This window comes from Amycolatopsis sp. cmx-11-51 (assembly GCF_047608665.1).
In the GTDB taxonomy this organism is placed as follows: Bacteria; Actinomycetota; Actinomycetes; order Mycobacteriales; family Pseudonocardiaceae; genus Amycolatopsis.
The window spans coordinates 106081-130299 of the sequence record NZ_JADNQO010000006.1; the positions used below are offsets into that span (position 1 = coordinate 106081).

Annotated in this window: 15 protein-coding genes; 2 read left to right on the forward strand and 13 right to left on the reverse strand. The window is 65.3% G+C overall.

What is annotated here, in order from left to right; genetic code table 11:
* Positions 1-4: 4 nt before the first annotated feature.
* From dpdD to ACM6LU_RS22325, 12 genes are all read right to left on the reverse strand, one after another.
* Complete coding sequence (gene dpdD / locus ACM6LU_RS22270; protein ID WP_414939667.1) at positions 5-1999, reverse strand: protein DpdD; 1995 nt, start codon at positions 1997-1999, stop codon at positions 5-7.
* Complete coding sequence (gene dpdK / locus ACM6LU_RS22275; protein ID WP_414939668.1) at positions 1996-2517, reverse strand: phospholipase D-like domain-containing protein DpdK; 522 nt, start codon at positions 2515-2517, stop codon at positions 1996-1998. Before dpdK ends, dpdD begins: the two co-directional genes overlap by 4 nt.
* On the reverse strand, positions 2514-6965 hold the full coding sequence (gene dpdJ / locus ACM6LU_RS22280) for a protein DpdJ (protein ID WP_414939669.1): 4452 nt from the start codon (positions 6963-6965) through the stop codon (positions 2514-2516). The genes dpdK and dpdJ overlap by 4 nt, the downstream gene beginning before the upstream one ends.
* The gene (locus ACM6LU_RS22285; protein ID WP_414939670.1) at positions 6962-7651 is read right to left on the reverse strand and encodes a hypothetical protein; all 690 of its coding nucleotides are present in this window, start codon (positions 7649-7651) and stop codon (positions 6962-6964) included. Before ACM6LU_RS22285 ends, dpdJ begins: the two co-directional genes overlap by 4 nt.
* Positions 7644-10712, reverse strand: a complete 3069-nt coding sequence (gene dpdH, locus ACM6LU_RS22290) for a protein DpdH (protein ID WP_414939671.1) — start codon at positions 10710-10712, stop codon at positions 7644-7646. Before dpdH ends, ACM6LU_RS22285 begins: the two co-directional genes overlap by 8 nt.
* Positions 10705-11580, reverse strand: a complete 876-nt coding sequence (gene dpdG, locus ACM6LU_RS22295) for a protein DpdG (protein WP_414939672.1) — start codon at positions 11578-11580, stop codon at positions 10705-10707. Before dpdG ends, dpdH begins: the two co-directional genes overlap by 8 nt.
* A complete protein-coding gene (gene dpdF, locus ACM6LU_RS22300; RefSeq protein WP_414939673.1) occupies positions 11580-14225 on the reverse strand; it encodes a protein DpdF in 2646 nt (881 codons plus the stop codon). Before dpdF ends, dpdG begins: the two co-directional genes overlap by 1 nt.
* Entirely contained in the window at positions 14140-17391 is a 3252-nt protein-coding gene (gene dpdE, locus ACM6LU_RS22305; protein WP_414939674.1) for a protein DpdE, read from the reverse strand. The genes dpdF and dpdE overlap by 86 nt, the downstream gene beginning before the upstream one ends.
* A gap of 325 nt (positions 17392-17716) precedes the next feature.
* Entirely contained in the window at positions 17717-17923 is a 207-nt protein-coding gene (locus tag ACM6LU_RS22310; protein ID WP_414939675.1) for a hypothetical protein, read from the reverse strand.
* 185 nt (positions 17924-18108) lie between these two features.
* Positions 18109-18936, reverse strand: a complete 828-nt coding sequence (locus tag ACM6LU_RS22315) for a hypothetical protein (protein ID WP_414939676.1) — start codon at positions 18934-18936, stop codon at positions 18109-18111.
* A gap of 10 nt (positions 18937-18946) precedes the next feature.
* Positions 18947-19168 (reverse strand): hypothetical protein, encoded by a 222-nt coding sequence (locus ACM6LU_RS22320; RefSeq protein WP_414939677.1) that lies wholly within the window; start codon positions 19166-19168, stop codon positions 18947-18949.
* 1296 nt (positions 19169-20464) lie between these two features.
* A complete protein-coding gene (locus ACM6LU_RS22325) occupies positions 20465-21172 on the reverse strand; it encodes a toll/interleukin-1 receptor domain-containing protein (protein ID WP_414939678.1) in 708 nt (235 codons plus the stop codon).
* A gap of 705 nt (positions 21173-21877) precedes the next feature.
* Here ACM6LU_RS22325 and ACM6LU_RS22330 point away from each other — a divergent pair.
* Both ACM6LU_RS22330 and ACM6LU_RS22335 read left to right on the forward strand, forming a co-directional pair.
* Positions 21878-22342, forward strand: a complete 465-nt coding sequence (locus ACM6LU_RS22330; RefSeq protein WP_414939679.1) for a hypothetical protein — start codon at positions 21878-21880, stop codon at positions 22340-22342.
* Complete coding sequence (locus ACM6LU_RS22335; RefSeq protein ID WP_414939680.1) at positions 22339-23214, forward strand: hypothetical protein; 876 nt, start codon at positions 22339-22341, stop codon at positions 23212-23214. Before ACM6LU_RS22330 ends, ACM6LU_RS22335 begins: the two co-directional genes overlap by 4 nt.
* 16 nt (positions 23215-23230) lie before the next feature.
* Here the strand turns inward: ACM6LU_RS22335 and ACM6LU_RS22340 are convergent, their stop codons facing one another.
* Complete coding sequence (locus ACM6LU_RS22340; protein ID WP_414939681.1) at positions 23231-24088, reverse strand: OST-HTH/LOTUS domain-containing protein; 858 nt, start codon at positions 24086-24088, stop codon at positions 23231-23233.
* Between the last annotated feature and the right edge of the window lie 131 nt (positions 24089-24219).

A 24219-nucleotide genomic window follows, 5' to 3' on the forward strand; every position in this document is an offset into this window, starting at 1 on the left:
CCGACTATCCGTACCGCCTCCTCAGTTCTGCCACCGTTGTGCGGAGCAGAGAGGCGGACCCGCTTCCGTCCACGTAGGCGATCTTCTCGCCGCTGATGTGGGCGGCGATGAATCCGGTCGCAGCGTGCTTCGCGCATCGAGTGATCAGCACGACCAGATCAGCGCTCTGCACCCACTGGCGCAGACGAGGGTTGCCAGCGTGGTCAGACGAGATCGTGACACGGACATTCGGTGCGATGGAGCGGAGTTGCTCGGTCACCCGCCTTAGGACCTTCTCGTCGAGGGAGTAGAGGAGGACACCTACGTTCTCGGACTGCCACGCCTCCGACTCCGCCAGTTCGTCGCCTTGTTCGGTCTTCCAAGGCAACCCCAGCCCGAGTTCCCCATCGAGCACACGGGCGAATGCAAGGTCCGCCGAGTCCAGTCGCTCCGCATGCCGGGAGAGTGGCGTCAGCAGTCGGTAGCCCAGTTGTTGCCGCGCGGCTTCATCCGGGCATGCCGATAACAACAGTGAGTCGACGACGTCCAGTACGGCTGACGCCCGCTCCGGCGCAACCCAGCGGTCGGACTCCGAGCCGAGTTCCCGGAGCAAGCGCCCGTAATGGTCGGCGTTCGGTGCACCGCGCAGTGTGACACCGAGCAGCGCCTGAATCACCAACAGGTCGCCGGGCTTGAATCGGCTGTGGGTGAGGGCGTTGAGGATGAACGCCTCCGCACTGCGGCCTGCCGGATCGTCGTACCCGATGGCTTCCAGGAAGGCACCCACTATGCTCCAAGCCTGCTCAGCGGCTTCGTCCCCTAGTCCGTCCAACAGGCCGGCAATCTCTTCGTCGTCCTGTGCGGGCGACGGCCAATCCTGCCAACCAGACTCCCTGAGCACGTTGCGCACGGCCGGGGAGTTGTCAGACATCGCTGCCACCAACACGCCCCAGGACGAAATCACGGGTTGTGCTTCAGGAGCGATCACCGCGTCAAGAGAGTCGTCGCCGAGCCTGCTCAGTAGTTCTGTGCGCACCGCCTCGGGAAGCTCCTCGAACAGCTCCAGGCTTCGCAACACGTCCTTTGCGTGCTTGAGCAGATTGTGATCATCGCGGATGATTCCCGCGATCACCGCGATGGTCAACGCGCTGGTCGAACGGATCCTAAGCGGCCCGTTCAACAATTCTTCCAGGTGAGTTCCAGTGTCACGCAAGACCTGGATCGCGGCGTCCAGGTCACCGGCCGCGAGGTGGTCCTCGACCGCGCTGAAGTACAGGGATTCCAGGAGGGCCTCCCGCACCGGTGCGGGAGGCTCCTGCCGGATGACGTCGGCCAGGCGAGGCAGCGCCTGGATCTCGGTGTCCTTGCCGAGCCGGTTGAGCCGTTTGATCGTCAAGTAGGCCAGGTTGCTCGCATCCAAGCCGCCGGTGTCCCGCAGTTGGTCGAGGATCGCCGCTGAACTCGCCTCACCGCCAGCGGCCAGCGCCGCGTCGAACTCCGCCAAGAGCCTGCCCGTGGGTTTCACGACATGCCACGACCGAGTCGGCCGCCTCGCAAGCACCTGCTGCATCAGACGCATCGCGTCGGTCAACCTCCCACGTCGCTTCGGCACCGCCCCCGCATCGAGGCGGAACACGGCTACGAAACCCGCGGACTCGAGCAGAATCCGCTCGACTTCCGCCCTTGGGTCAAGCCGAACGGGGCGTTCCATCAACGCGTCGACGAGGTGGCTGGGCCCTGCGAACGCCTTGATGAGTTCTGCGGTGGGGACGACATCCTCGCGCTTGTCCAATACCACGTAGATGACGAAGCGGTCCACCGACTTCTTCAACGAGGGCAACACCAGCGGGATGTCCGGCCGATCCAAAGCGATGTCGACGAACGGCCTGGTACGGTCCGCCCATTCGTAGTCATCCGCCATGTCCGGCCATGCATCGTTGACAGGTGCAGCGAAGAATGCTTCCAGCAGCAGCCGGGTGGATTCCGGCGTTCGTGGTGCAGCAGCCTCGATCTCGGTCACGTCGTACTTTCCCAACGCCGTTCCAGGTCGATACGTGCCTGACCGGGCTCAGGCCCGCCCTGGCTGTAGGTGACCGCCTCGTCGTTCACCGTCATACCGCGGATCGTGAAGTTCATGGATCCCGTGAGCAGCCACTCCTGCCCGCAGAGAGTCTTCTCGTGGACCTCGGGTGCCTGTATGACCTTTAGTCGCCCACGAGGTGCCACGGCCTTCAACCGGTACAGGAAGGGTTCGTTGTGGGCATCGGGGCGGGTCACGACGTGGATGCGGGCTCCTGCCGCGTTGATCCTGGCCAGTGCGTCGGACAACCGGCACACGGTCACCGAGTCGTCTCCGAAGACAGCATCGAACTCGCCTGCGGAGTTGTCGATCACGTCGACATCGGTGATCCATGGCGAAACCAACCAAATCAGCGGGCTGGGGGCGAGCATCTCGGACAACAGCACAGCACGCAGGACAGGCGCAACCCTGATGCGCGTCTGCTCGCTGATGCGGATCGTACGCGCGGCTGTGGTCATTGCACCGCTTCCCTGATCTCCACGCGCACGGTGGTGCGGTCGGAATGCCTGATGATGTTCCGGACCTGGCCGTAGACGCGAAGCGCGCCCCGGTCGGCGGGCAGAACCGGGAGCAGCGCCAATGCAGCGGCCACTGCCTGGTTTCCGCGACTGCGACTCACCAGGTCGAGTTGCCCTTGCTCGGCGAGTGCCCCTTGGTACCGCGCGATCCAATCCGAGTCCTCAAGGTCGATCTCGAACACCTGCTCCGCGTGTGCAGCGGTGACCAGTGCACGGTCGACGGCAGCTACCTGGCCGTACCCCTGGTAGTACTGCAAGTGCTGGTTCCGAGCCTGGTGGCCGCGTGGCCACAACATGCTGAAGGCCTGGTCGGCAGTCAGTTCGCGTTCGTCGGTGGCGAAGGATCCGCGACTGGCCACGTAGGCGACCACCCGCGCGTCGACTTCCACCCCGAGTCGCTGCTCCAACTTGATCCAATCTTCCACCAGGCGCAACGCCGTGCGGTCCGAGGTCGTGTCCGAACCTGGGCGCAGCAGGCGGGTCGACAGAGCGGCGACCGCAGCGTGCCGAGGTGACCCACTCAAGGCCGTCCACGCCTCACGCAACTCCTGAAGCCCGGCCCCGGCAGCGTGTGTGGACCGGGCGCGCCGCAACTCCGCCATCGCGGTCGCTGCCGCCCCGGAAGGATTCGTCGTCAACTCCTTCAACAGACCGAGCATCGCGGCATCCACGTGCTCGTGTTCTCCCGGCGCCAGGATGGAGTCGACGAGCGTCCAGAACGCCCTGGGGTCCTGCGCGTAGTTCTGGATCAGGTACTCGACCACACCGACGCCGCCGATCGACGTCTCGGTCAGCCACACCACGTCGTGGTCTTCCTGCCGTCCTTCGAAGACATCGACCGTGAGGTCCTTGTCCTGCGCGTGTGGGCAGACACGGATTGAGGCCGCGAGGATCGCTGCGGCGACCGTGTGCGTGTACACCCGCGCCGCCAACGGTGCTGTCCGGTCCACGACGTCCGGATCCACCAAGAGCCGGCCTGCGCGGTTGAGGGAGTCGATGACATCGCCCCGCGCGGCCAGTGCCGAGAGGTCATGGACGAGTCGTTCGGTCGTCGGCACGCCGGAACCCGGTGCCTCAGTGCTCCGGTACATGACGGTGAGGATTTCCTGGAGATGATCACGCCAAGCCCCGCCAGCGAGCTTCGCGTGTACCTCCGAGCCCGGACTCCCGTTCGCCCCCGCGAGGGCGAAGGCTGTGAGGTAGATCTGGGCCAGCCACTCGCGCTGGAACTTATTCGCCGCGTCGCCGAGAGCAGGATCGGTGCGTACCGCGTCGAGGAAGGCCAACGATCGCCATTGAGGTGATGTGAGGTAGGCCCTGAACCTAGGGTTGTCGAGTTCTGGGCGTTTGAGGACGAACTTGATCCCGTCCACATCCAGGTGGAAGCCCAGGGCCGCCGGTTCGCCGTCGAGGCGGTAGGTGATCGTCCGCCGCTGATCGACGCGTTGGTTAACGCGTCCGATGACGCTATCCGCCCCGATCGTCATTCGCCGGACCTCGACCGGATTTCCGCTCCGGTGGGAGCAGAACCCGACCTCGACCAGCCGGGTGCTCCACAGTGACGGGTCCGGGACATCAGCCGCGTTGGGTGGTGTGCTGTCGTAGACCACCACCTGGCTGACCCACCGAGGAACGCCTTGAGACCTCGTGTGGACGTCGGGGTCCGGCTCCGTCAAGCGGATCCTGGTCGGACGGACCACCTGGTACTGCAGGCCGTCAGGTCCCTCCCACGCACCTTCCACAGTCGCCCCTGCCCTGACGATCGTCCGCAGGTCGAGTTCGTCGGAACCGGTGGGAGGTGCGATCCAGGTTCGATCGTCGTCGCGGCGGTACGCGTACCGTTTACTCACCCTGCCCGGTACGGCCTCGCGAAGTGCCTGTGCGACACCGAGCGCCTCCGAGCCGTCCTGATTGCCGAACGGCAACTCCAACTCGACCTCGGGGAGGTTCAGCGGTGCGAACAGCGACGTGGTCAGGAACTCCGGTAGCAGTTTTCCCTGTCCGGCGCCGGGGTCTTCTCGGGCCGAGACCCACCGCGTGCTCAACCGCCTCAGTGCTGTCGGGACCACGGACAGCAGCAACGACCTCGGCGGGTCCCACAAGATCGCTTGGACATCATCCGAGTCGATCTGCAACGCACGCTGGATGTGCTTCGCGAGGCGGTCCTGGATCGCCGAGTTTTCCGATACCTCACGCAGGATCTGGGCAGCGGTCTCGCAGGCAGAATCGTCCGGCTGCTGCCCACCCCACGGGCGTGCCAGCACAATGCGAGGATCGAGGTAGCAGTTTCGCTCCCGCATTCGAGCACCCAGCCAGTCGAGCATGGCCTGCGTCGCTTGGATCTTCTGGATGAACCTGTTGCCCACCGGCAGGGTGGGGGCCGTCAGGACTGGTGTGAACAGCGATTCGTAAGCCTGATACGCCAGGCGGTCGCGTCCGTACTCCGAGAGCGTCACCACTGTGATCGGTCGAGTGTCCCGAAGGCGACCCGCCCGTCCTCGCCGCTGGATGAAGGCTGCAGGGTTGCGCGGCGCCTTGTGTTGTAGCACGAGCCCGACCCTCGAATCGTTGACCCCCACTTCCAGCGACGGAGAGGCGACCGTGAAGTCCGCGTCTCGGTCCATCCCCGCATCCTGTGACGAGGTCCTGCCGATCCGCAGGTACTCCTGCCTCAAGTCGGAGGAAAGCGTGTGCCCGATCTTCTCTGCCACGCGCCACACCTGGCCATCGCGCTCGCGATCTGCTTCAAAGTTTCCCGACGATGCTCGCAAGGCAGCCAGAACCGGCTGGCCTCCACTCCGCATCGCCCGGTTTTGCCCGGCCTCCGCGTCACGGAAGGCGTCGTAGAAGCGGTTGGTCACGTCCAAATCGTCGGTGAAGGCGAACCCGGTCGTGCCGAACATGTGTTGCTTCTTGTCCAGGATCCTGCCGAACAGCATCGCGGTCTGGATCGAGGTCGACAGCAGGCTTGCCTGGGACACGGGGTCGCCGCGGAGCGCGATGCAGTACTCACGGCCCTCGTCGAGCATATCGTCTTGCCTCGGCTCGACTCGGTCGACAGCGCTCGATGGAAGACCGGTCAGCGCGGCGAAGAACCGCTCGCTGTCTCGCAGTGTCGCGGACAGGCCGACGAATGTGACGGGTTTCCTCGTTGCGTTACGCCAACGTCGCAAGAGGAGTGCGACCTGTGCACCGTGCATCCCGACGTAGGTGTGTACCTCGTCCAGCAGGACGACGGAGGGTGGCGCTCCGCCCTGCCAACCCAACAGGCCCGAGAGGTTGTTCGTCGCGCCCCTGTTCAGCATCTCCGTGGTGCTGAACAGGATTTCCGGAGGTTTCGCCCTGATACTCTCCCTGGTCAGCGCCAGGCTCGGCGGATCGATCACGTACGGGCAGTTTCCGCATTTCAACCGCTCGACACCGCCGATACGGTCGGTCTCCGGCCAGATCAACTCGCCGGTGTCGCACGCCGGGCAACTGAAATACGGGCACACGAACCCGCTGTTGCGCCGCTTCCAAGCGGATCGTGGATTCTCGAAGGACCGAGACTCCTTGTTGTGTTTGGGCGTGTCCCCATATAGGACACCGATCCGGATGCGCTGTGAGGTGGCCGCCGCGTCGTGAAGCCGTTTCGCGGTGCGGACTGTCTCAACCAGTTGGTCGCGCAGCAACTCCACGCGCGGGTAGATCGCCAACGTGTGGACGCCCCTCCGGGCGACTCCCACCATCGAAGCGAAAGCCGGAAGGTAGAAGGCCATGGTTTTCCCGCTACCGGTGCCCGCTCCCACGATGATCCCTCGACTCCGGTCTGCACCTATCGCTGAGAAGATGCGCTGCGTCGCATCGACCTGGAACGCGGCCAGGTCGTTCCTTCCCACGAGGGTCCTCATGACCCGCTCCTGGGAAGCGCCCCACCCCGACAGCGTCGCCAACTCGGCGCACGCCAGGTCCAGCGTGATGTCGCGCTTCGGATAGCGGCGCGGTTGGACGTGCAGCCGGTAGTCGGCCACCAGTCGCGGCCCGCTCAGCCACCAACCCGTCTGCTGCGTAACACCCCAACGTGGCGCAAAGAGTTGCCGCAGGTTCACGGTCAACCGCAGCGCCTCAGCCATCCGCGTTCGGTACGCATGCGTTTCCGCAGTGTCGTAGCTCGGTGCCGTGCTCGACACGGGGACCAGCAACGCCTTGCTGACCAGGTAGTCGACAAGTGCTTCGATGGTCACGCCGCGAGGCGCGTCCTGGTGTTCGGCGAGTACGCGCTCGATCGTCGTGGTGACCTCGTCCCAGGAAAGCACCCCGGTGGTCACCCCCCAGGACAAGAGGGGTAGTTCTTGGTCTTCCAAGGCTGAGAGGAGGTCGTTGACGAACCTTGGCTCTAGTTCACTCACGTACTGATCCTCTTCAGCGCAATCTGGTCGTCGAGGTGCAGTGACCGCAGCAACGAGATCTCCTCGTCGGTGATCTCCGCCAACGTGGGCGGCCGATCACCGGACAGCCTCACCATCAAGTCCGCAACCTCGAGGGGCGCGTCGGGGACGCCCACGAGCATGTCCCCCAACCCACCGATCGAAGTCAGGAAAAGGCTGATGGTGGATCTGGATATCTCGTTCGCGCGGGACCACCGCTCCAACTCGCCTTGTTTCCGACGAGCCTCACGCTGGTCTCCTAGCGGAAGCATGGGGATGCGAGTCAGAGGCAGCTCCGAGATGCGGGCCGAGGCCCAGGTGGACCACGCCGAACGGGTCTCCTCATCCAGTCGCTTGCACACCACGGCGATACGCCGGTTGGCCCGGTCGAATACCGCGTCGCCGGGGTTGGTCACACTTCGCACCTTGGCCTCGAAGTCTCGATAACCGTCGTCCACAGTGGACAGGTCTATCCTAGTGGACCCGATGGTCTCGTTGACCTTGCGGGCGAGTTCGACCTGGGTGCGCAACTCCCCGAGCGAGACTTTCAGCTTCGTCACCCGGTTACCGATCCGCCGTGCCTCGTCGGCGCCCTGCTCGGCGGTCTCCAGACGACGCGCCTCGCTCCGCAACTGCTCGACCTTCTCGAAGACGGTCGTCTCAACCATCGGTCGGCTCCTCGCTGCACACTATCTCGGCCCACTCACGAACCAGCGAACTGAGGTTGTCCGAGGTTTCCGCCTCGTGCCCACCAGTTCGGCTCTTGGCTGACTCCAACGCCTCGTCCAACCAAGCGTTGCTCACTTCCAGGAAGGCGCGAATGGCGGGCAACGCCGGACCACGCCCTTTGACTGCGACGGTTATCTCCGACCTGGTCCGGTCACTATCTCCACCAGTGGTGTCCGCGAACCGAGCGAGGTCGTCCTCGAGTTCGGTGATGACGCGCCAGTCCGCGTCCTGGGCATCGGTCGCGAGCGTTCTCAAGTTCTCGATCTGAGCAGAGGTCAGGCGCAATCCGTGCTGCTTGGCGTCCTCCATGGCGTCCAGGACGGCCGGCACGACCTTGGCCAATGTCCCTCGGGCGACTCTGCGCCGCAGCGCGGCCAGCAGGTCCCGCAGTGCGTCCAACTGCTCGTTGACCATGCTGGGCAGCAAGGTGAACCCCTTGGCCGCGGTAGTGACCCAGGCCGGCACCGAACGGTCACCGACCTGCCACGTCCAGTCCTGAGCCGCCTGTTGGAGCAGTGGGAGCAGGTGCGCGGCGTCGATCAGGCGCACCTTGCCGCGCTCACCCTGCGAGATGCCAACGGCGTTCCTGATCCGGTTGACGAGTTCCTCGCGCTTGGTTAGGTGCTCCGTCAGTGTCGCGCTCCACAGCGGTACCCGGGTACTGAAGTCCTCACGCGCCCAACCTTTGCCGTCGTGCAGGACCGCGTCGACCATTTCCGCCTCAGGCATACCCGGCCACGCCCGGCCAGCCAAGGCGGCACCGATCAACGACACCCTCAGGCCGAGTACCAACTCCGGGTCGGTGATCTCTTGATTCGCCAGGACGGCTGCGGTGAAGTCTGCGGTCTTCAACTCGGCCAACTCAGCCAACCGGTACACGCTGTCCATCGCCATGGGCGGGTGTCCCTGGCTCAGCAGCAGCACCGACTTGAAGAACTGTGCGTTCTGCCCGGTCTTCGCGAACTGAATCGGAACCGACTCGGGGTCGACCTTCAGCCCGCCTCGCGCCCCGCGGATGTGCACTACCCCAGAGGTGCTGCTCCAGATCGACTTGAGCGCATCCTTGGTCATGCTGTTCATCAACGGATCGGCCCAGCCGTACCGCTGGGTGACCGCGTCGGCGGCGATTCCCCTGAGTTCGCGGGCAACGTTGGGCATCGCATCTGTGTCCTTCGTCGCCCAGTCCTCGATCTCTCGGAGCCAACTCCGGAGGGACTGCGACAGCGGAGAACCGACTGCCTCGGGAGCCTTATCCCGCTCCACCGGGGGCTTCGGCCTGTGCGGAGTCCGAGGGCGAGGGCCACCTGAAGTCTTCGGCGGCGCCAACCCGAACGCGAGTCGCACCGCCGCTTCCCCTTCGAACGGCGACTCGGCGTTGCCCCAGAACTCCAGGAACGCACGATACCGGTCGACTTCGGTCGGATATGCGGACTCCACCATGTCTAGCGTGGCGCTGTCGAGCGGGTCGTCGATCTTCGCCCGACGGAACCTCTCGATGAAGCCCTGGTGCGGGAAGGCCCCGTCCCGAATAGGTTTGGCGTCCTCGACGAGGACCTTGTGCACCACAGAACCCAGAACCGCGCGGGGCACGAACTGGTGCGGCGCCTCCGCGGGGGCGGTGGAGTGCACGGCTCTGCTCAGGGCGGATCGGTTGAAGGGGTAGAGGCCGTAGCCCTCGTTGGACGCACCGAATGCTGCGTGGCACTCGGTCTGGAAGTGGCAGGACGCGCAGTGGTTGGGTACCTCGGCTCCGTCCGACACCGCGTCGAGCGCTTCGCCCCCGATTCTGGCGGCGTTGAGATACCGGGCTACGAAGGAGGCCATGTAGTCCTCCCCTCGCCCGGCGGCGTTCAACGGAGCGTCGAGGTCGTAGACGTACCCCACCGTGGCGTGCAAACGGGTCAGCACTGTCTCCGGCAGCGATTGGAAGTAGCCGGTCGTCACCGCGAGCATGGTCCGGATACGGGCCAGCACCTCGACGCCCTCCCGCCGCGCGGGTTCGATCATGACGTCCAGCAGTTCCCGTTGCATGCCTTGGATGAGCGCGAAGTCCTCTACCAGGAGGATGATCTCGCGGCCTTGCCGGACATACTCCCGGCGCACCTCCTCCATCGCTGACATCATGCTGCCCGACCCCATGTTGAAGGCCCGCTTAACCGCAGCCTCCAGACACTCGTTCAGAAGGTCGACAGCCGCGATCTTCATCGTCGGGTTGGTGCCGAGCATCTTCAGGAGACCTGCCGTCATCTGCGCGACCTTGCGGATGTCGCCGAACTCCAGCGGAAGGTCCTCGGTGGTGAACCGCTCAGGGCGTTGCTGCTCGCCGTCGCGACGGTCGTGGAGGAGTTGGTGCGCCAGTTGCGGGATGAACCGCGTCGATTCCAGCATGTGCTCACGGACATGCGGGTCTTGCAGCATTACCGCAACCCCGCGGGGACCACGCAGGACGCGTGCCGGCCCGGACACACCGTCCTGAGTGGTGTTCGACAACTCTTCCTCAATGCTGTTGATCAGGCGTCGCGCCAGGGCTTCCGGCTCGACGCTCGACGACAGTTGGTCGATGGTGCGGCGGAGTTCGGCCGCGTTGTCTGATTCGAGGTCGGCGAGGAGTTCCGCGATGACGGCCTTAAGGCTGGTCTTCCCCTTCTCCAGGTAGATGACCTTACGCCTGGGCGTGTCTGCGACCCGCTCACGAACCCACCGGACGAGGTGGGACTTGCCCGTCCCAGACTCGCCCACGATGGGCATCAGCAGAGCACCGGTGTCCGACTTCCGCGTCAGGAAGTCGGACAACACCGCCTCCTCATCCACGAGGTCCGCCGCGCGCTCCAGGTTCTTCGCGTCTTCGCGCGTTCCCCCCGTCAATCGGCTGCGTCGGAGCCTGAACGGAGCATGCGTAGCCAGGAAGATGGCGCGGGAGGGGCTGACTGCCTCTGTATTGATCGTCTGGCCCGCCTCCTCGGCGTGCCAGCAGGTGTGCAGGATGAACTGCTCAGCCATGGATCCCCTCCGAGACAACGATGTCCGACACCCGGCGGTTGGGTTGGTCTCGATCAGCGATGATCATTGAACTCGCGCTGTCCGCGAACCGCTCAAGCCGCAACCATCCTTCATAGTTGCCACGAAGGAGCGCGAAGGAGAGAGCGGGGTCGACAACCTGCTCGCCGGGAGAGGGGATACCCAGTCGGATAGAGTAGGCGGCCCCCGGCAGCACAGGGATGGCCTCCCGGATCTTCCGCACCAGGTCCACAGCGGGAATCGTCTTCCCTGCCAATTGGAACGAGGCCAGCACTTGTCGGACTGCCTTTGTGCAGTCTGGGGTGAGCACGTTTGAGTCGGCTGGTGGCATCAGTGGTGCAGCGCCGAGGCCAAGCATCGGCACCCAGTGGGCGAACCTGGGCCAACGAACGTTGCTAGGTTTCGGGTTCTTCGCCTCCACCGAGAAGTTCTCCATGCTCTTCTCGTCCACCTGCGCCTCGGTGACCGGGGAGTTCAGCGGGTCGAAGGACAGGAAGTAGGAGAGGACAATGGTGATGTCCCTGTTGCCGGTGATGGGGTCGGACTCCAGGTCGGTGTTTCGCGCCGGCGAGAAGAGGGCCTCGCGGAGACCATGTTGGAAGCTCGCCAGGCTTGGCATCGGGTACCGCAACGACAGTTTTCCGCTCGCGTTCCGGGCTACCAAGTCCAATTCCAGCAAAGTGCGAACCGTGATCTGGAACGGGGGGTCTGACTTCATCCCCACACTCAACGAGTCCGGGCTCATGAGCGCCTTCGCCTGACTGTCGGTCAAGGGCTGCCGCGCACTCAACAGCCGGACCAGTGCCCAGAGTTGAGGGGGCAGTGCACGGTCGACGTTCAGAAAGGCCATCAGAGGAACTCCAACGCTGCGCGCACGGACATGGTCGGTCGATGGATGGTGGCAAACGCTTCCGACACCTTCTCCGGGTGCGCAGTAGCGGCCGGATGGAGTACGTAGACGACGTCCGCAGACCGGATCCTCTCCGCCAAATCCGTTGGCAGACAACAAGTGTCGGGCGTGCCGACCCACACCATTGGTCCCGCATAGGACCTCAAAAGGTCGTCGTCCTGGTCGTGGATCAAGGGGACCTGGCCCACGTCCTGCTGCAGCGCTGCCATTAACTCGGGAGTCGCACCGGGCCCGCCCACGACGGGCATCCCTCGTCGTACCAGCGCATTGAGCAGACTGGGCATCGAACGCCGGAAGTCCGCATAACCGTCCCAGGTGATGCTGAGGCAGTTCATCCGGCCCCGGAAGCGGACGAGCGGGTCGAAGTCGATTTGGCGAGTCGGCGCCGGGAGGAAAGGGGATGGTTCGGCCGCCAGTCGGTAGAAGGCTTCCTCTGGCCGTTTCTCCTCCCGACGGCACCGGGGGCACCCCCGACAGGTCACACCGATCGCGACGTCATCGGTGCTGTAGTAGCCGGCCAGCACCCGTCCCACACAGTGCCGTCCGCTGAGCAGGTCCCGCATGCTGTCGACCGCCAGGCGGCGGGCGCGCTTGATCTCCCCGCGAACGCGTCTGATCCGCTCTAAGAACTCGACCTCCCGATTCGCCGCGCCGTCCAGCAGGGTGACTTGGACAAACCGCTCCGTGGGCTGGTCGGGAGTGCCGAGTTCGGCGTCCCAGACATCGGCTCCGGCGACCTTGGGTGGCACCGACAACGACAGGTCGATCAGTCGGGCACGGTGCATCAGACCGAGGATGTGCAGGTTCCACCCCCGGTTCGACTTCGAGGTCCTAGACAGGTCCGTCCGGTAGCGGTCGAGGTCGACGCGGTACACCTCCCTGTCCAGTCGCTCGGCCTTGACGAACATCGCGTGCCATCGCTCGAACGCCAGGGCGGCGCTGATGAGGCGCTCGTCGGCGAGGCTCACGGCAACTTCGAAGTCTTCGTCGATGCTCGACAAGACCGACAGGGACGGGAACCCGTCGCGGCCACCACGCCCCACCTCCTGGTAGAAGCGGTCCACGGACTCCGGCACACAAGCGTGCACGATCGTCCGGACGTCTCCCACGTCCACTCCGAGACCGAAGGCCGAAGTCCCGACCACGACGTCGTAGGCGGTCGGAACCTCTCCATCCGCGTCCCGACCGCTCCACCCCGCCATCGCGTTCTTTCGCTCGATGTCCGTGGACTCGCCCGTGACCGCAGCGACTCGGCGCAGACCTGCCTGGTGTAGCCGTTCCCGCCACCACCCCGCATCGTGGCGAGTGCTCACGTAAAGCACCATCGGCCTGGGCAGGAGGTGTACTGCGCGCAGAACCGCGCAAACGCGGTCCGCCGCAGTCGCGTGGTGTGCCACGTAGTAGCTCGGTTCGTGTCGCAACTGCGCCGCAGAGACGACCCGCGTGCGCTCGGGATCGCCGAACATGAACTTTAGGCTGGAGATCTGGTCACGTGTGAAGGTCGCGCTCATCGCGACCGTCACCGGAGCCCTGCCCTCCGGGGCCGAGGCGATCCACTGATCACGGTGCCTGGCCATCGTCTGGAACGACTGGCGGAACCGGATACCCCACTGCTCCACCAAGTGGGCCTCGTCGATCACGAAGTGGCGGAAGTGCCCAGCAACTGCGGCGTCCCTCAACGCCTTCGCGAGACCGGTGACCAGGGCCTCCGGCGAGGTGAACAGCACACGCTGCCGACCAGACTTGATCGCTTCCCGGATCCGTCGCTTGCCGCTCTTATCAAGCCCGCCCACGTACGCGAAACGGTCGTCCGGCGCGCCGATGTCGTGGTACCGCATCACCTCCCTGGTCCGCCGCTCCATGTCCAGCGCGAGCACGACAGTTGGTACGACGACCACCGTCAACCCCGACTGCCCAGGGGACACCAACCCTGCGGCCAAGGCGACGGCGGTCTTGCCCTGCCCCGTGGGCAGGCTGAGGACGAGCGTGCTGCCCGGCTCGGCAAGCGCCACCGCACGAGCCAGTTGCCGTTGCCCGGTGGACTTGTAGGTCCGATGGCCGAAGGCACTGGTCATAAACGGGTCGGCCGGCAAAGCCGCTGGAGTGAACCGCTGGCGGGCCTCGCTGCCGAGGTGGACGTTGAGCAGGTCTTCTTCGGCTGCGGCCGACGCCGAGGACGACCCTGCCGCCTCTGGAGTCCACGGGTTCGCCCACACGCGCAATCCGCTGGGTGTCTCGACCGTGGTGCACTCGGCGTTCAACCAATCGGACACACCTGGGAGCGCTGGATCGAGCGGGACGACCATACCCGCGTTGTTACCTCGGGCCGCCGACTCCAACAGGACCTGTCTGGTAAGCACCGCGACGTCCACTTTGGACGCGCGTTGCGTGCCCAACTCACGTACGGCGTCGGCCAGTCTCCGCTCGAGTCCGCTCACACCGTCTGCGGACGGGATGGTGGGCCACTGGTTGAACAACCGCTGAGCGCCCGTCCACGAATCAGAACCCACGAGCCTGCCCCGGGATCCCCGTCCGGACCACGCACATCGCCGCGACCACGCGTGCGCTGGGGTTACTGATCCCATCCGCGAGAGCGGATGTCAGGGCGTTGTCCAAAACCATCGTCTCCTCGTCGTTCACCAGTCGCCCCGCCAGGGCCCGAGCCTTGGCCTGCGCCTGCATCACCCGCAAGCCTGCCTTCGCTCGCCCCAATGCCGCCGTGGACAGTTCGGCGAGCTTCGTTGTCTCGGCCAGGTGAACACGTGCCAGATGCTCCGCCTCGACGCCGGTCTTACGGAAGCCTGCCCACCCGCCGAATCGGCCGATCAACTCGTCAAGCTTCCGTCCGGTGATGTCGTGATCACGCCGAGGGTCGAGCGGTCGCTCAAGCCACCTCGTGACCTCCGGGGCTGCCACTGCGCAGTCCTCCTCGGCCTCGACCCACACCCGCATCGTGAAAGGGGCGAACAGCCGATCAGCGCGTCGACGCAGCGCAAGAACCGCGCTGGGCGCATCGGGTATGCAAGCGATCGCGGCCCGCAGGTCCGCCTCGACCAAGAAGTCAAACCCGAAAAAGATTCCCGGTTCCTCTTCCTGATGCCGTGGGTCGATGCCGACCACGCAGGTTGCCTGCCCCCGGTCGTCGTTGTCGATCACATGCGCCAAGAGGTCGACGACCGGGTTGCCGATGCGGAAGATCCGCCTGCCGGGAGGCTGAACGGCAACAGACCGGTTGAACACGCCCTTTCCCGAGTCCTCGCCGAAGCGGGATCGGGCGACGCGCAGGATGCTCGGGTCGATCCTGGGCTTCGACCCGGCTACGTCGAACACCTCCACACGCCTGCCGTCGACGGATCGCTCCAGTCTGCGGATGCTGATGCCACCGTTCTTGTCCGACGTATAGCCGAGAACCGCCTCTCGGATCTTGTCCCAGTCGGTCTCTAACTCGCTCATGGCGTTTGCCACGTCGTCTGAGTAGGTGACGCTGTGATGGATCGACTCAAGCATGTCCATCTTGTCGATTTCGATCGACGCTTCCTTCAACGCCCGCTCGACCTCTTCGGCGCAGTCGACCAGCCCGTCCGGCCCGATGTCGAGGGCTCGACGCCACACGGAGTCCAGCCCTTGGGAGATCGCGTCCTGAAGCGTCGACACCGAGGCGTCGAAGATGCGGTAGCCACTGCACAGCAATTCCAGCCACGAGGTCGTTGCGGCCAATTCGCTATCCGAAGGCAGCACAACATAGTGCACGGCAGGGCCGTGTGGCGTGTTCCTGCCGCTCCCCACGAACCTGTCCACCCGCCCGAGTCGTTGTTCAAGCCGGTTGGGCGACCGCGGCAGCCTCAGGTGGATCGCCGCGTCTGCGACCTGGAGGTTGAGACCGTCTTCAGCGGAGTCGTCGCACACCAGCAAGCCGCCGCTCGCCGCATCCCGCCAGTCGGTGACTGACTTCTCCGCGTCCTCCGCCGCCATCGATCTCGTGTGCCGGAACAGTGGAGCCTTCGGGAACCGCACCCGCAGGTGGGCGGCCAACTCGTCAGCGAGGGCGCCATAACCGCAGAACGCGATCACCTTGCGGTGCTGTGGAAGCACCGACAGCAGGGCCTTGGTCACCGGCTCGAATGAGGCGGCGCCGCTCTCGGCCACAACCTCCTCGACCGCGCGCAGGATATCGTGCTCGTGGGCCAGGACCGCAGGGGCGGTCAGGAGTCCGCGATCCATCGGGTCCAGGTCGGTCGACGGTTCGACGTGCTCGATCCGCAAGCGCAGAATCTCGAGGAGGTCACGCCCGCCGACGCCCAAACGCGACACGAGGATGCCGTAGACCTGTGCGTAGCCGGATTCCTTGTCCTCGGTCCCCATGTCCAGCAGAGTGCCGCGTGTGCCGGTCCGCCATTCTTCGAGGATCTCCTGGATTCGTTCGTCGGCCGAGCACTCGATCGTCAAACGCCTCGGGAACTCCCGCCCTCGCACCTCGTACGGCACAAAGTCGGAGTCGGCCCGGTCCGCTAAGACTTGGGAACGCCGATGGCGGATCGTCCGGCGGTGCAACCGGTAGGTCTCGCTGATGTGTCCTCGCAACTCGTCGACGCGCAACCTCAATTCGTCCTCGTCGGCCACATCGGCGAGGTCGCCGTCGGGCGTAAGCAGGGCGAGCACCGCAGCGCCCAACTCCTCCACCCGCTGGTCCTCGGGAAGGACCGCACGTACCCGATCAATGTTCATCGGGAGCAGAGGTGGCCAGTCGGCATCGATGGCGTAGACGACATCCGCCAGTTCGGCACGCAGGACGTAGCGCACCTCAAACGCCGCCTGGTCCTCCCATCGGTAGACGTTGGGGTCCAGGAGGTGAAGCAGGCCGAGGTGGGTGACGAGGTTCGACGTGATGGGAGTGGCTGAGAGGAGCAGAAGTCGTTCCGCAGTGTGGGCCAACGGCGCCAGCTCGCGGTATGGCGACGAGTTCGGGTCGCCTCCTTGGACCAGCGCGTGCGCTTCGTCCACGACGAGCAGGTCGCTGTTCTTGTGCTTGGTCCAGCCGGCCGGGTTCTCGTGGGCGAGGACCCTGATTTCGGCTCGCGGGAAATCGTCGGTGAAGAATTTGCCCGTCAACTCGCGGATCCACTGCCTGCGCAGCACGTCGGGCGCCACGATCGTGATCTTGGCCAAAGGGTCGTCGATGAGAGTCTGACGGATAACGAACCCGGCCTCAATAGTCTTTCCCAGTCCGACTTCGTCGGCCAAAAGGTAACGCTGAACCGGGTCCGACAGGACCGTGAGACTCGCTTGGACCTGGTGAGGGAAAAGTTCGACCGCAGAGGACAAGAACGCGGGAACGTTCGCACAAGCGGCGCGCTGCCGGACCAGCGCGTTCAACATCGGCATACGAGCCTGTCGAAAGAACCAGGGCTCACTCCCGCCAGCCGTGAGCACGTGCAGCGGATCCCGAACAGGGCGGTTCCAGCGCACCCTCAGATCCGAGCCGCTCACTCGCCGGTCTTCGCCGCTGTTCGGGAACCGGACGAAATACGATTCACCCTGCCGGGCGGTGACTCTTCCCGCAGTCCAGTCGTGCGTGTCGGGGTCGCACCAGAAAACTCGCGCCCCCACGGGGAGCGTGACGAGTTGACAGTCCTGCACGAGGGCATCGACAGCTTCGACGATTGGTTCCGCAATCGACTCGAAGTATTCGATGCGGACCCGACTCGTCTGGACCGCACTTACACGACCGATGTCCCATCTGCCCAGTTGCATGATGAAACTGCCTGGCTGCAACCCAGATACCTCTCCCGTGCTCGGGTGACATGGAGACCCCACCCTGGTACGTGCAACAGGTATCTCCCGCTGGAGCACTCCCGCATCAGAGTACACATCGGCACCAGGCGGGGCATCGTTACTCGAACTTTCTGCCGGGATACCTGACTCGACGCCACCCGAGGCGCCAACCGCGACTCGTCGACGGACATGCATCGACTGGTTCTCGCTGGTCGACATCCTCAGCGCACGCGATCGAGCCCAGCCCTGCGTGTCAGGGTGAGTTGATTATCGTCCTCGACTACCGGGGACATGGTCTTGCGGGTCATGTCACACGATCCGTATCTCGCCCTGCACCAGGCCGGGTTGCTGCCGAGCGGTTGCCCAGCAGCGACCACGCTGCGCTCGCCGCGTCGCGAACTCCGGGGTCGCCACCGTAGCCCTGAGAAATGTCGGAGAGAAGGGCGAGGAGCACTTCGGCCTCGTCGCCATTGAGCAGCGTGTCGGCGTCCAATGGTTCGCGGCTGGGCATTTTCGCCTTCCTGGAGCTGTGAGCTCAAGATCAAGACTTGGGGCGGGTTCAGCGAAGCGTCTCCGCCTCCGAATCGCCGGTAGGGGTTCACCGGCTGCGGTGACCGGGTGTGCCGTCATTGGTGCCGGGCAGGGACTGCACGGCCCTTCCTCCGCACGCTATTGTGCCTGGTCACCGCTCCGCCCCTAGATCAAGAGCGCCACCCCGACGATGACGACGAGCACGATCAGAGCAATGACTCCGACCGTCGCGACCGACATGGTCAGCTGGATCGTGCGGGGTACTCGTCGAGCCGAAATGGGAGGCGGGTTCTGCTCCTGGTGCCGCGAAGCAGCCGGCAGGGTCACGAGCTGCGGGCGGGCGAACTGCGGACGAGGTCGGAACGAGTCCCACGCCCAGAGGTAGTGCTCGACGTCTTCGGCGGGCCGCCCGGCTCGCTCACACAACACCGACAGCAAGGTGCGCAGGTGTTTCTTCTTGTCCAGTGGCGGCAGGGTCTTCCCGGCGACGTACGGCTGCAGCCCGGATTTGGTCCAGGCGTGCTCGCTGTCGAGATCCCGCATCGCTTCTGCGATCGCCCGCAGGCTCATACCTGACTTGGCGGTCAGCGCCGCCATGGCGGCCATGAAGTCCGCCTCCCTGACGATGGCGGCGATGTCGCGCGGCGGAGAGACGCGCTGCCACAGCTGCCGAGCGAGCCGTTCATGTGCTGCCTGGCAGACCTCGCGGTCGTGGTCACCAGCCTGCAGCCGGTACAGCAGTTGCTCGTAGACCGACCAGGTGGCGAGTTCCGGCTTTGAGGTGCGGTCGCGTTGGCGGCCAGGATCGAGGGCGAGTTCCACCTCGGTGATCGGCAGGCCCGTTTCGAAGGCCAGGAGCGTCGGCGGCCAGATCGCACCGGAGACGGGCCGCTCGCATAGCCGCGCCAAGGTCGATCGCAGCAGCTCCGCGTCGAGGCGCCACTCCTCGCCGCGTCCGTTGGTCGGCTTGTCCTGTGTGGGAAGGATGCTCATCGTCGTCACATCAGACCTCGTTCCGTCGCTTGTTCCGCCTCGTGGCCGGGGTCGGGGCCGTCACCGTGACCAGCCATCCCGCGACACCGGCAGCGACGGTGAGCGGTTGGCCCAGTACCACCATCACGACGACGAAGACGGCCAGGACGCCGAGGGTGATGATCTGAGCGCGGGGTGCGGCGCCACACGTTGTGCGAGGCGGCATCGGCACCGAAAACGAGAATGCGGACATCGGGCGGTCACTCCAGTTGGGTGTCAGCGATTGAGGGCTGTCGACGTGCCGGGCGAGAGCAACGCTGGTGGTGGCCTGCCACCGCTCTCGCCGGGGCCTTTCCATCATGGAGGACCGCGGCGGAAGATCGGCAACGCACGCTGTCCGGCGAGGCCACCTCTCGAATGTGAGTTGCGTCACTGATTTTGAGCGGATCGCGCCCATCGGGACCAGAGTTGCCAAAACCCCTGTTTACCTGCGGAAACACTCGTTCTGGCACCGATCGCGGCTGTTTCCGCTGGTCAAGGACGTGGCCATCGCGACGCCTCGGGAACGCATCGCCGGAGCGCATCAATCCAGGTCAGAGGCCGAGCCGTCGACATCGGCCGCGCCGACGATAGGCCCTGACCAGCACAAACAGGCTTGACCAAGAATTCCGGATAAATCGGGCATCGTCGGCTCGTTGAGAGGCCGGGGCAGACGCCAGATGCAGTGCAGCCGCTTTCTCGGAGGTCAAAACTGTCCGGAACTGCTGTTCAGGGCGCATCCACACGGGACGTCCGCTGTCCATAATCCCTGGTCGACGCGCCTCGCTTGTCCACAAAGCGATGGACATCCTAGCTGTTGTGCCAGCTCACGACACTGCGTGTACGCCAGAGCCCTGTGAATGACCTGGTAGTCGCCTTGCCGTGCCGCCGACATCGCCTTACCGTCTCCCGCGGCTCGGCAGAGCGCGACTTCCTGCCATGAAAGCCCTGTTCAGCGAGGTACAGGATGCCTTCGCCAGCCGCCGTGGACGAGGTCGCCACTTCGATGGCGCGTCTTCTCGCAGCACCGGGGCGCGAGCTTGCCGAGCGGCACTTCTGTCTCAAACCGTTCTCGGGGCCGGAGTGTGAAACGCCCTGGTCAGAAGGGGTTACGCGGTCGTCGGTGAGAACGACGAGCAGCTTCGCGGCCATGGCGGGCGTCGGCTGGAGCTGCCCAGCCAACGGCGCGTCGCTACGGAGGATCCCGGAGCACGCGGTTTGCGAACGGACGACGTCGCCGTCGGCTTGCCGGCCGAGTTCCACCAGGTCGTCGAACGACCGACCTCGGACCACACCCGCGAGTGATTGTCCGATGGACACTGAACAGCGTCTGCCCACCGTCCAGGATCGCCCGCGCCCGCAGCGCGGTGTTCAGCACCGCACGCGCCTCCTTGCGGACCCGCGCCTCCTTCTCCAACCGCAGCACCGCCCTATCCACCGTCTACAGGTCGGCGAGGATCAGCGCTTCTCGCGGCAACAGGCTCGCCTGCTCGTGCAGGCTCGGCTGACCTCAGTCCGCGAGCGCGGCGGCAGCGGCAGCGACTTTGGCTGCGACAACGTCGAGCGACGACTCCGTGGTGCTCAGCCCAGCGTGCGAGGCCAACATCGGACTGACGTCGTTGAGGTCGTTGAAGCCCACCCCGTGTAAGACGGGAATGACGCGCCGAGTGGAGAGCAACACGGCGAGTTCCTTCTCCGCTACGCCCTCGTCGTTGATGCTCTTGAGCAGTGCAGGCGTGACCAGCACGATGCCAACGCGGGAGTTCCGTAGTCCCTTGTCGATCTCGCGGATCATGAGCGAGCCGAGGGGCAGGTCCTCCTCGCTGAACCACACCGACGCACCATTCGACTTCAGGTGGGCGTGCAGCTCCTTCGCGCTGCCTTCTCGGTCGGGCCAAGCGTGGCACAAGAAGAGGTCGCGGCGTTCCGGGTGCGCCTGAGCCTGCTCACTGGCCTTCTCGGTGAAAGGCTCGACGGTGCGCCACTCCGTCGGCGTGTACGACACCGACCTGCCGGTCCTGGTCCGACGGGAGCCTCCGCTACCGCCCGACGAGCTGCTGTAGCTCGACCCGCCGCCGCCACCGCCGTAGGACGGCCGGGGCGACGTGTAGGAGTAGGCCGAGCGGTAGGACGACCTTCCCCGGCTGCTGCACGCTGGGCAGTTCGCAGCCCCGCTCGCGGTGCGGTGGCCTCGGGACGGTGCTGTGCATTGCGCCATACGGTCCATAATAGAGGCGCCCTCCGACATACTTACGTCACTGCGCAGCCTTGCCGCCTGACGTTTTTCCGTGATGGAATTCGACGCCAAATGGGAGATCCATGGGACAGCTCCCCAAAGGGCGGCCGGGCGGATGAATCGGGCGGTTTCGGTCGCCGCAACCCCGGCCTGTCCCGCGAGTTTGTTGGCGATCTCGGGCGCCGAGCGCCTCGAAGGGGCGGATTGACCGTGCTGCTCCTGGCCCAGCGCCTGTTCGGCGTAGCTCGACTGTCCGGAGAGCCTCGGCCCTCACCATGCGCAGCTCACGCCGACGGTGTGGTCATCCACTCGTCGCGGGAGCGTCGCGCTACCTCCAGCGGCGCTACGCCTTGCTCGCCTTAGTTGTTGCTCCGTGGCGGAACTCGACGAGGTCCCGTTCACCTCGCCCCCTGACGAAGATCGACTTATCGCCTCAAACTCGCTGGTCAGGGTAGGCAGACGAGCCAGACCACGGGCGGGCCAGCATCGAGGGGGAAGGCTGGCCCGCCCGTCAACTCCATCGCTGCCGACCGGTGCGGCATTACCGAGCCGCGGGATCGCCGACCGGGGATGACAGCGCGTGTGGCGCACCCATTCTCCCTGTTCAGGGGCGTCCCGGTCGACCTGGCGAGCGGCTGGCCCGGCTGATTGATCTGGCGGTCGGCGATGTCGTGGGAGGCTGCGTTGATGCCGCTGCTCAACGACATGCCGCTCGAGCGAACGGACCAGATCTTCCGCCACCCGATTCACCAGGACGGGGTCGGCACCCTGGTGCGGCTGATCACCGCGTTGCGGCAATGTCGGAGTGCCGAGGACTTCTACGACTTCCAGCAGGACCTGCTCGCGCGAGTGCTGGAGGTCCAGGAACATCGGGCAGGGTGTCGGCGCGTTGCGACGCTGCTCCGGCAGGGCAAGGCCGTGCCGGCCGATGCCCCCGAGTTGAGATCGACCGGCCCGGCGACCAGCCCCGAGACCTGGGATCTGGAAGCGGATGTCTGTGAACGGGTGGACCGTCAGCTGCGGTCGGTCGCTGATGGTCTGGCCTGGCGGGTGTTCAGCTACGACCGGCGCGTCATCATCGCGCTCTCCCGGAATCAGCATCCTGGCCCGATGGCCGGCAAGAAGGGCTTGGTCACGAACGCGCGTTCGTGACCAAGTGGTGGCGCGACGAGGGTCGGTTCGTCCTGCTGCACGACCTCACCTCGTGCCTGACCATCGGCGACGCCACCTCGTTCAAGGAGATCGGCAACGACTACGAGGCGTACCTGCACGAGATCAAATCCGATCCCAACCGCACCGTGTCGCGGCAAGCGCGCCGCCAGCGGATGGCCGAGGAAGCGATCCGCTCCGGTGGGCCGTTGCCCGGCGATCTGCCCGGCCGGTTGGTGCCGCTCGACATCCCGTACAAGACGCACCTCAACCTGCTGGGCACGGCCTTCGACCTCGCCCACGAGCGTGGCGTCCAGGGGATGAGGGTTCCTGGCGGCCGGGCGCTGGTGGCGACTGACATCGTGCGCGGTTACGACCTGTGGTCGGAACGGGAACTCATCGACCGGACGGCCGCCGAACACCTTCAGGCCGTGAAACGGGCTCGCATCCTCGATGTCGGGCACCTGGTTTACGCGCGCAGCGATGACCTCGTAGCGCGTTCGCCAACGATGCCGCCGTGGTCGATCTATCCGCTGTCACCCGCGTTGTGCACTCGGCTGATTACCGACTACGCCATGTACGTCGTCACGATGTCCAGCGAGCCGCTGCTGGCCGCGCTGAACGATGTCGATCTCGTCGCGGAGTGGGTACTCCCTCGCGATCGGGAAACCGTCCAGCCGGACGAGGTAGTGCTCCGCGCGCACCGCGGCACTCGAACCATCGAGCTGCGCTGGGCTGAGATGCAGCGGCGGCTGCTGCTCGAGATGGCGGACCTCCCGATGTGGGCTGAAGGCGTCGCGCAGCTGATAGACCGCCACGACTCCGGACGGCATCCCTGGCAATCGTTCAGTGACGAGTGGAAAGTATGGGCATAGCCAGAGGGAGCGTGGTCTACTCGTCCGGCCGGCGTCGCTTGTCGCGGGCGTAGATGACTGCTGACTTGCCGTCGCCGGGGCTGCGGGGATCCAGCTCGAAGAGCGTGGTCGCGGTGATCAGGTCGCTGAGCTTGGCATTGCCGTAGTTGCGGGAGTCGAAATCCGGGCGTTGCTTGGTGATGATGTTGCCCACGGATGCGAGCGGAGCCCAGCCGTCATCGTCAGAGGCTGCCTCGACGGCGTTGCGCAGCTGATTCACCAGCGCGGTGTCTGCTTTGAGCTGTGCGGCGGGCGTGGCGGCTTTCGGCTTGGGTACGGCTTCCGGCGGCGCGGTGGGACCGTGGGCGTATGTGAGGTTGTAGGGTCGACCACGAGCGCAGTGCCCGGGTTGCTCCGAGTCCGTTTCCCGTGGCCGCCCTCCGAACCGTACGTGCCGATCAGACCGAACGAACGCCCTCGTAACGCGGTGTGAAGGTAATCGGGCGGTAGCCCGGCCAGGACCCTCCGCGCGGGCTAACGCGGCGTACGGCGAGCCTGCGTCCGTGCCGCGCACACCCCGGCCTGAGGTAGGCGGCCGAGCTGAAACGGCCGCCGTGTGGTACCAGATCGGTGTGTCGTCGTAGGCCGACGAGGGAGTAATGAGCCGGTCGTCGAGCAGGTGCGCACCCAGGTACTGGAAGCACAGCGTGGGTCCCTGCGGTCCAGAGTGACCAGCGCGAGACCTCGCCCTCGTCGTCTGGGACATGAAATCCTCGGGACAGATTCGCCGCTGGTCGCCGATGATGCTGTATAGCCGCAGCACAGCCTGGCAGCCGGTCTTCCCCGCAGCGTTCGCGCCGAGCATCGCGGTGAGCTGCTGGTCGAAGCGGATCATGGTCGCTTCCGGGCCGAAAGCACTGGAAGTTGGTCAGGTTGAGGCGCTCAAGGAACATTCAGCGCATCCGCCAGCGGCGCGTCCGCAGCAGACTCCGTGCGGTAGGCGGTACACGATTGACCTGCTGAATC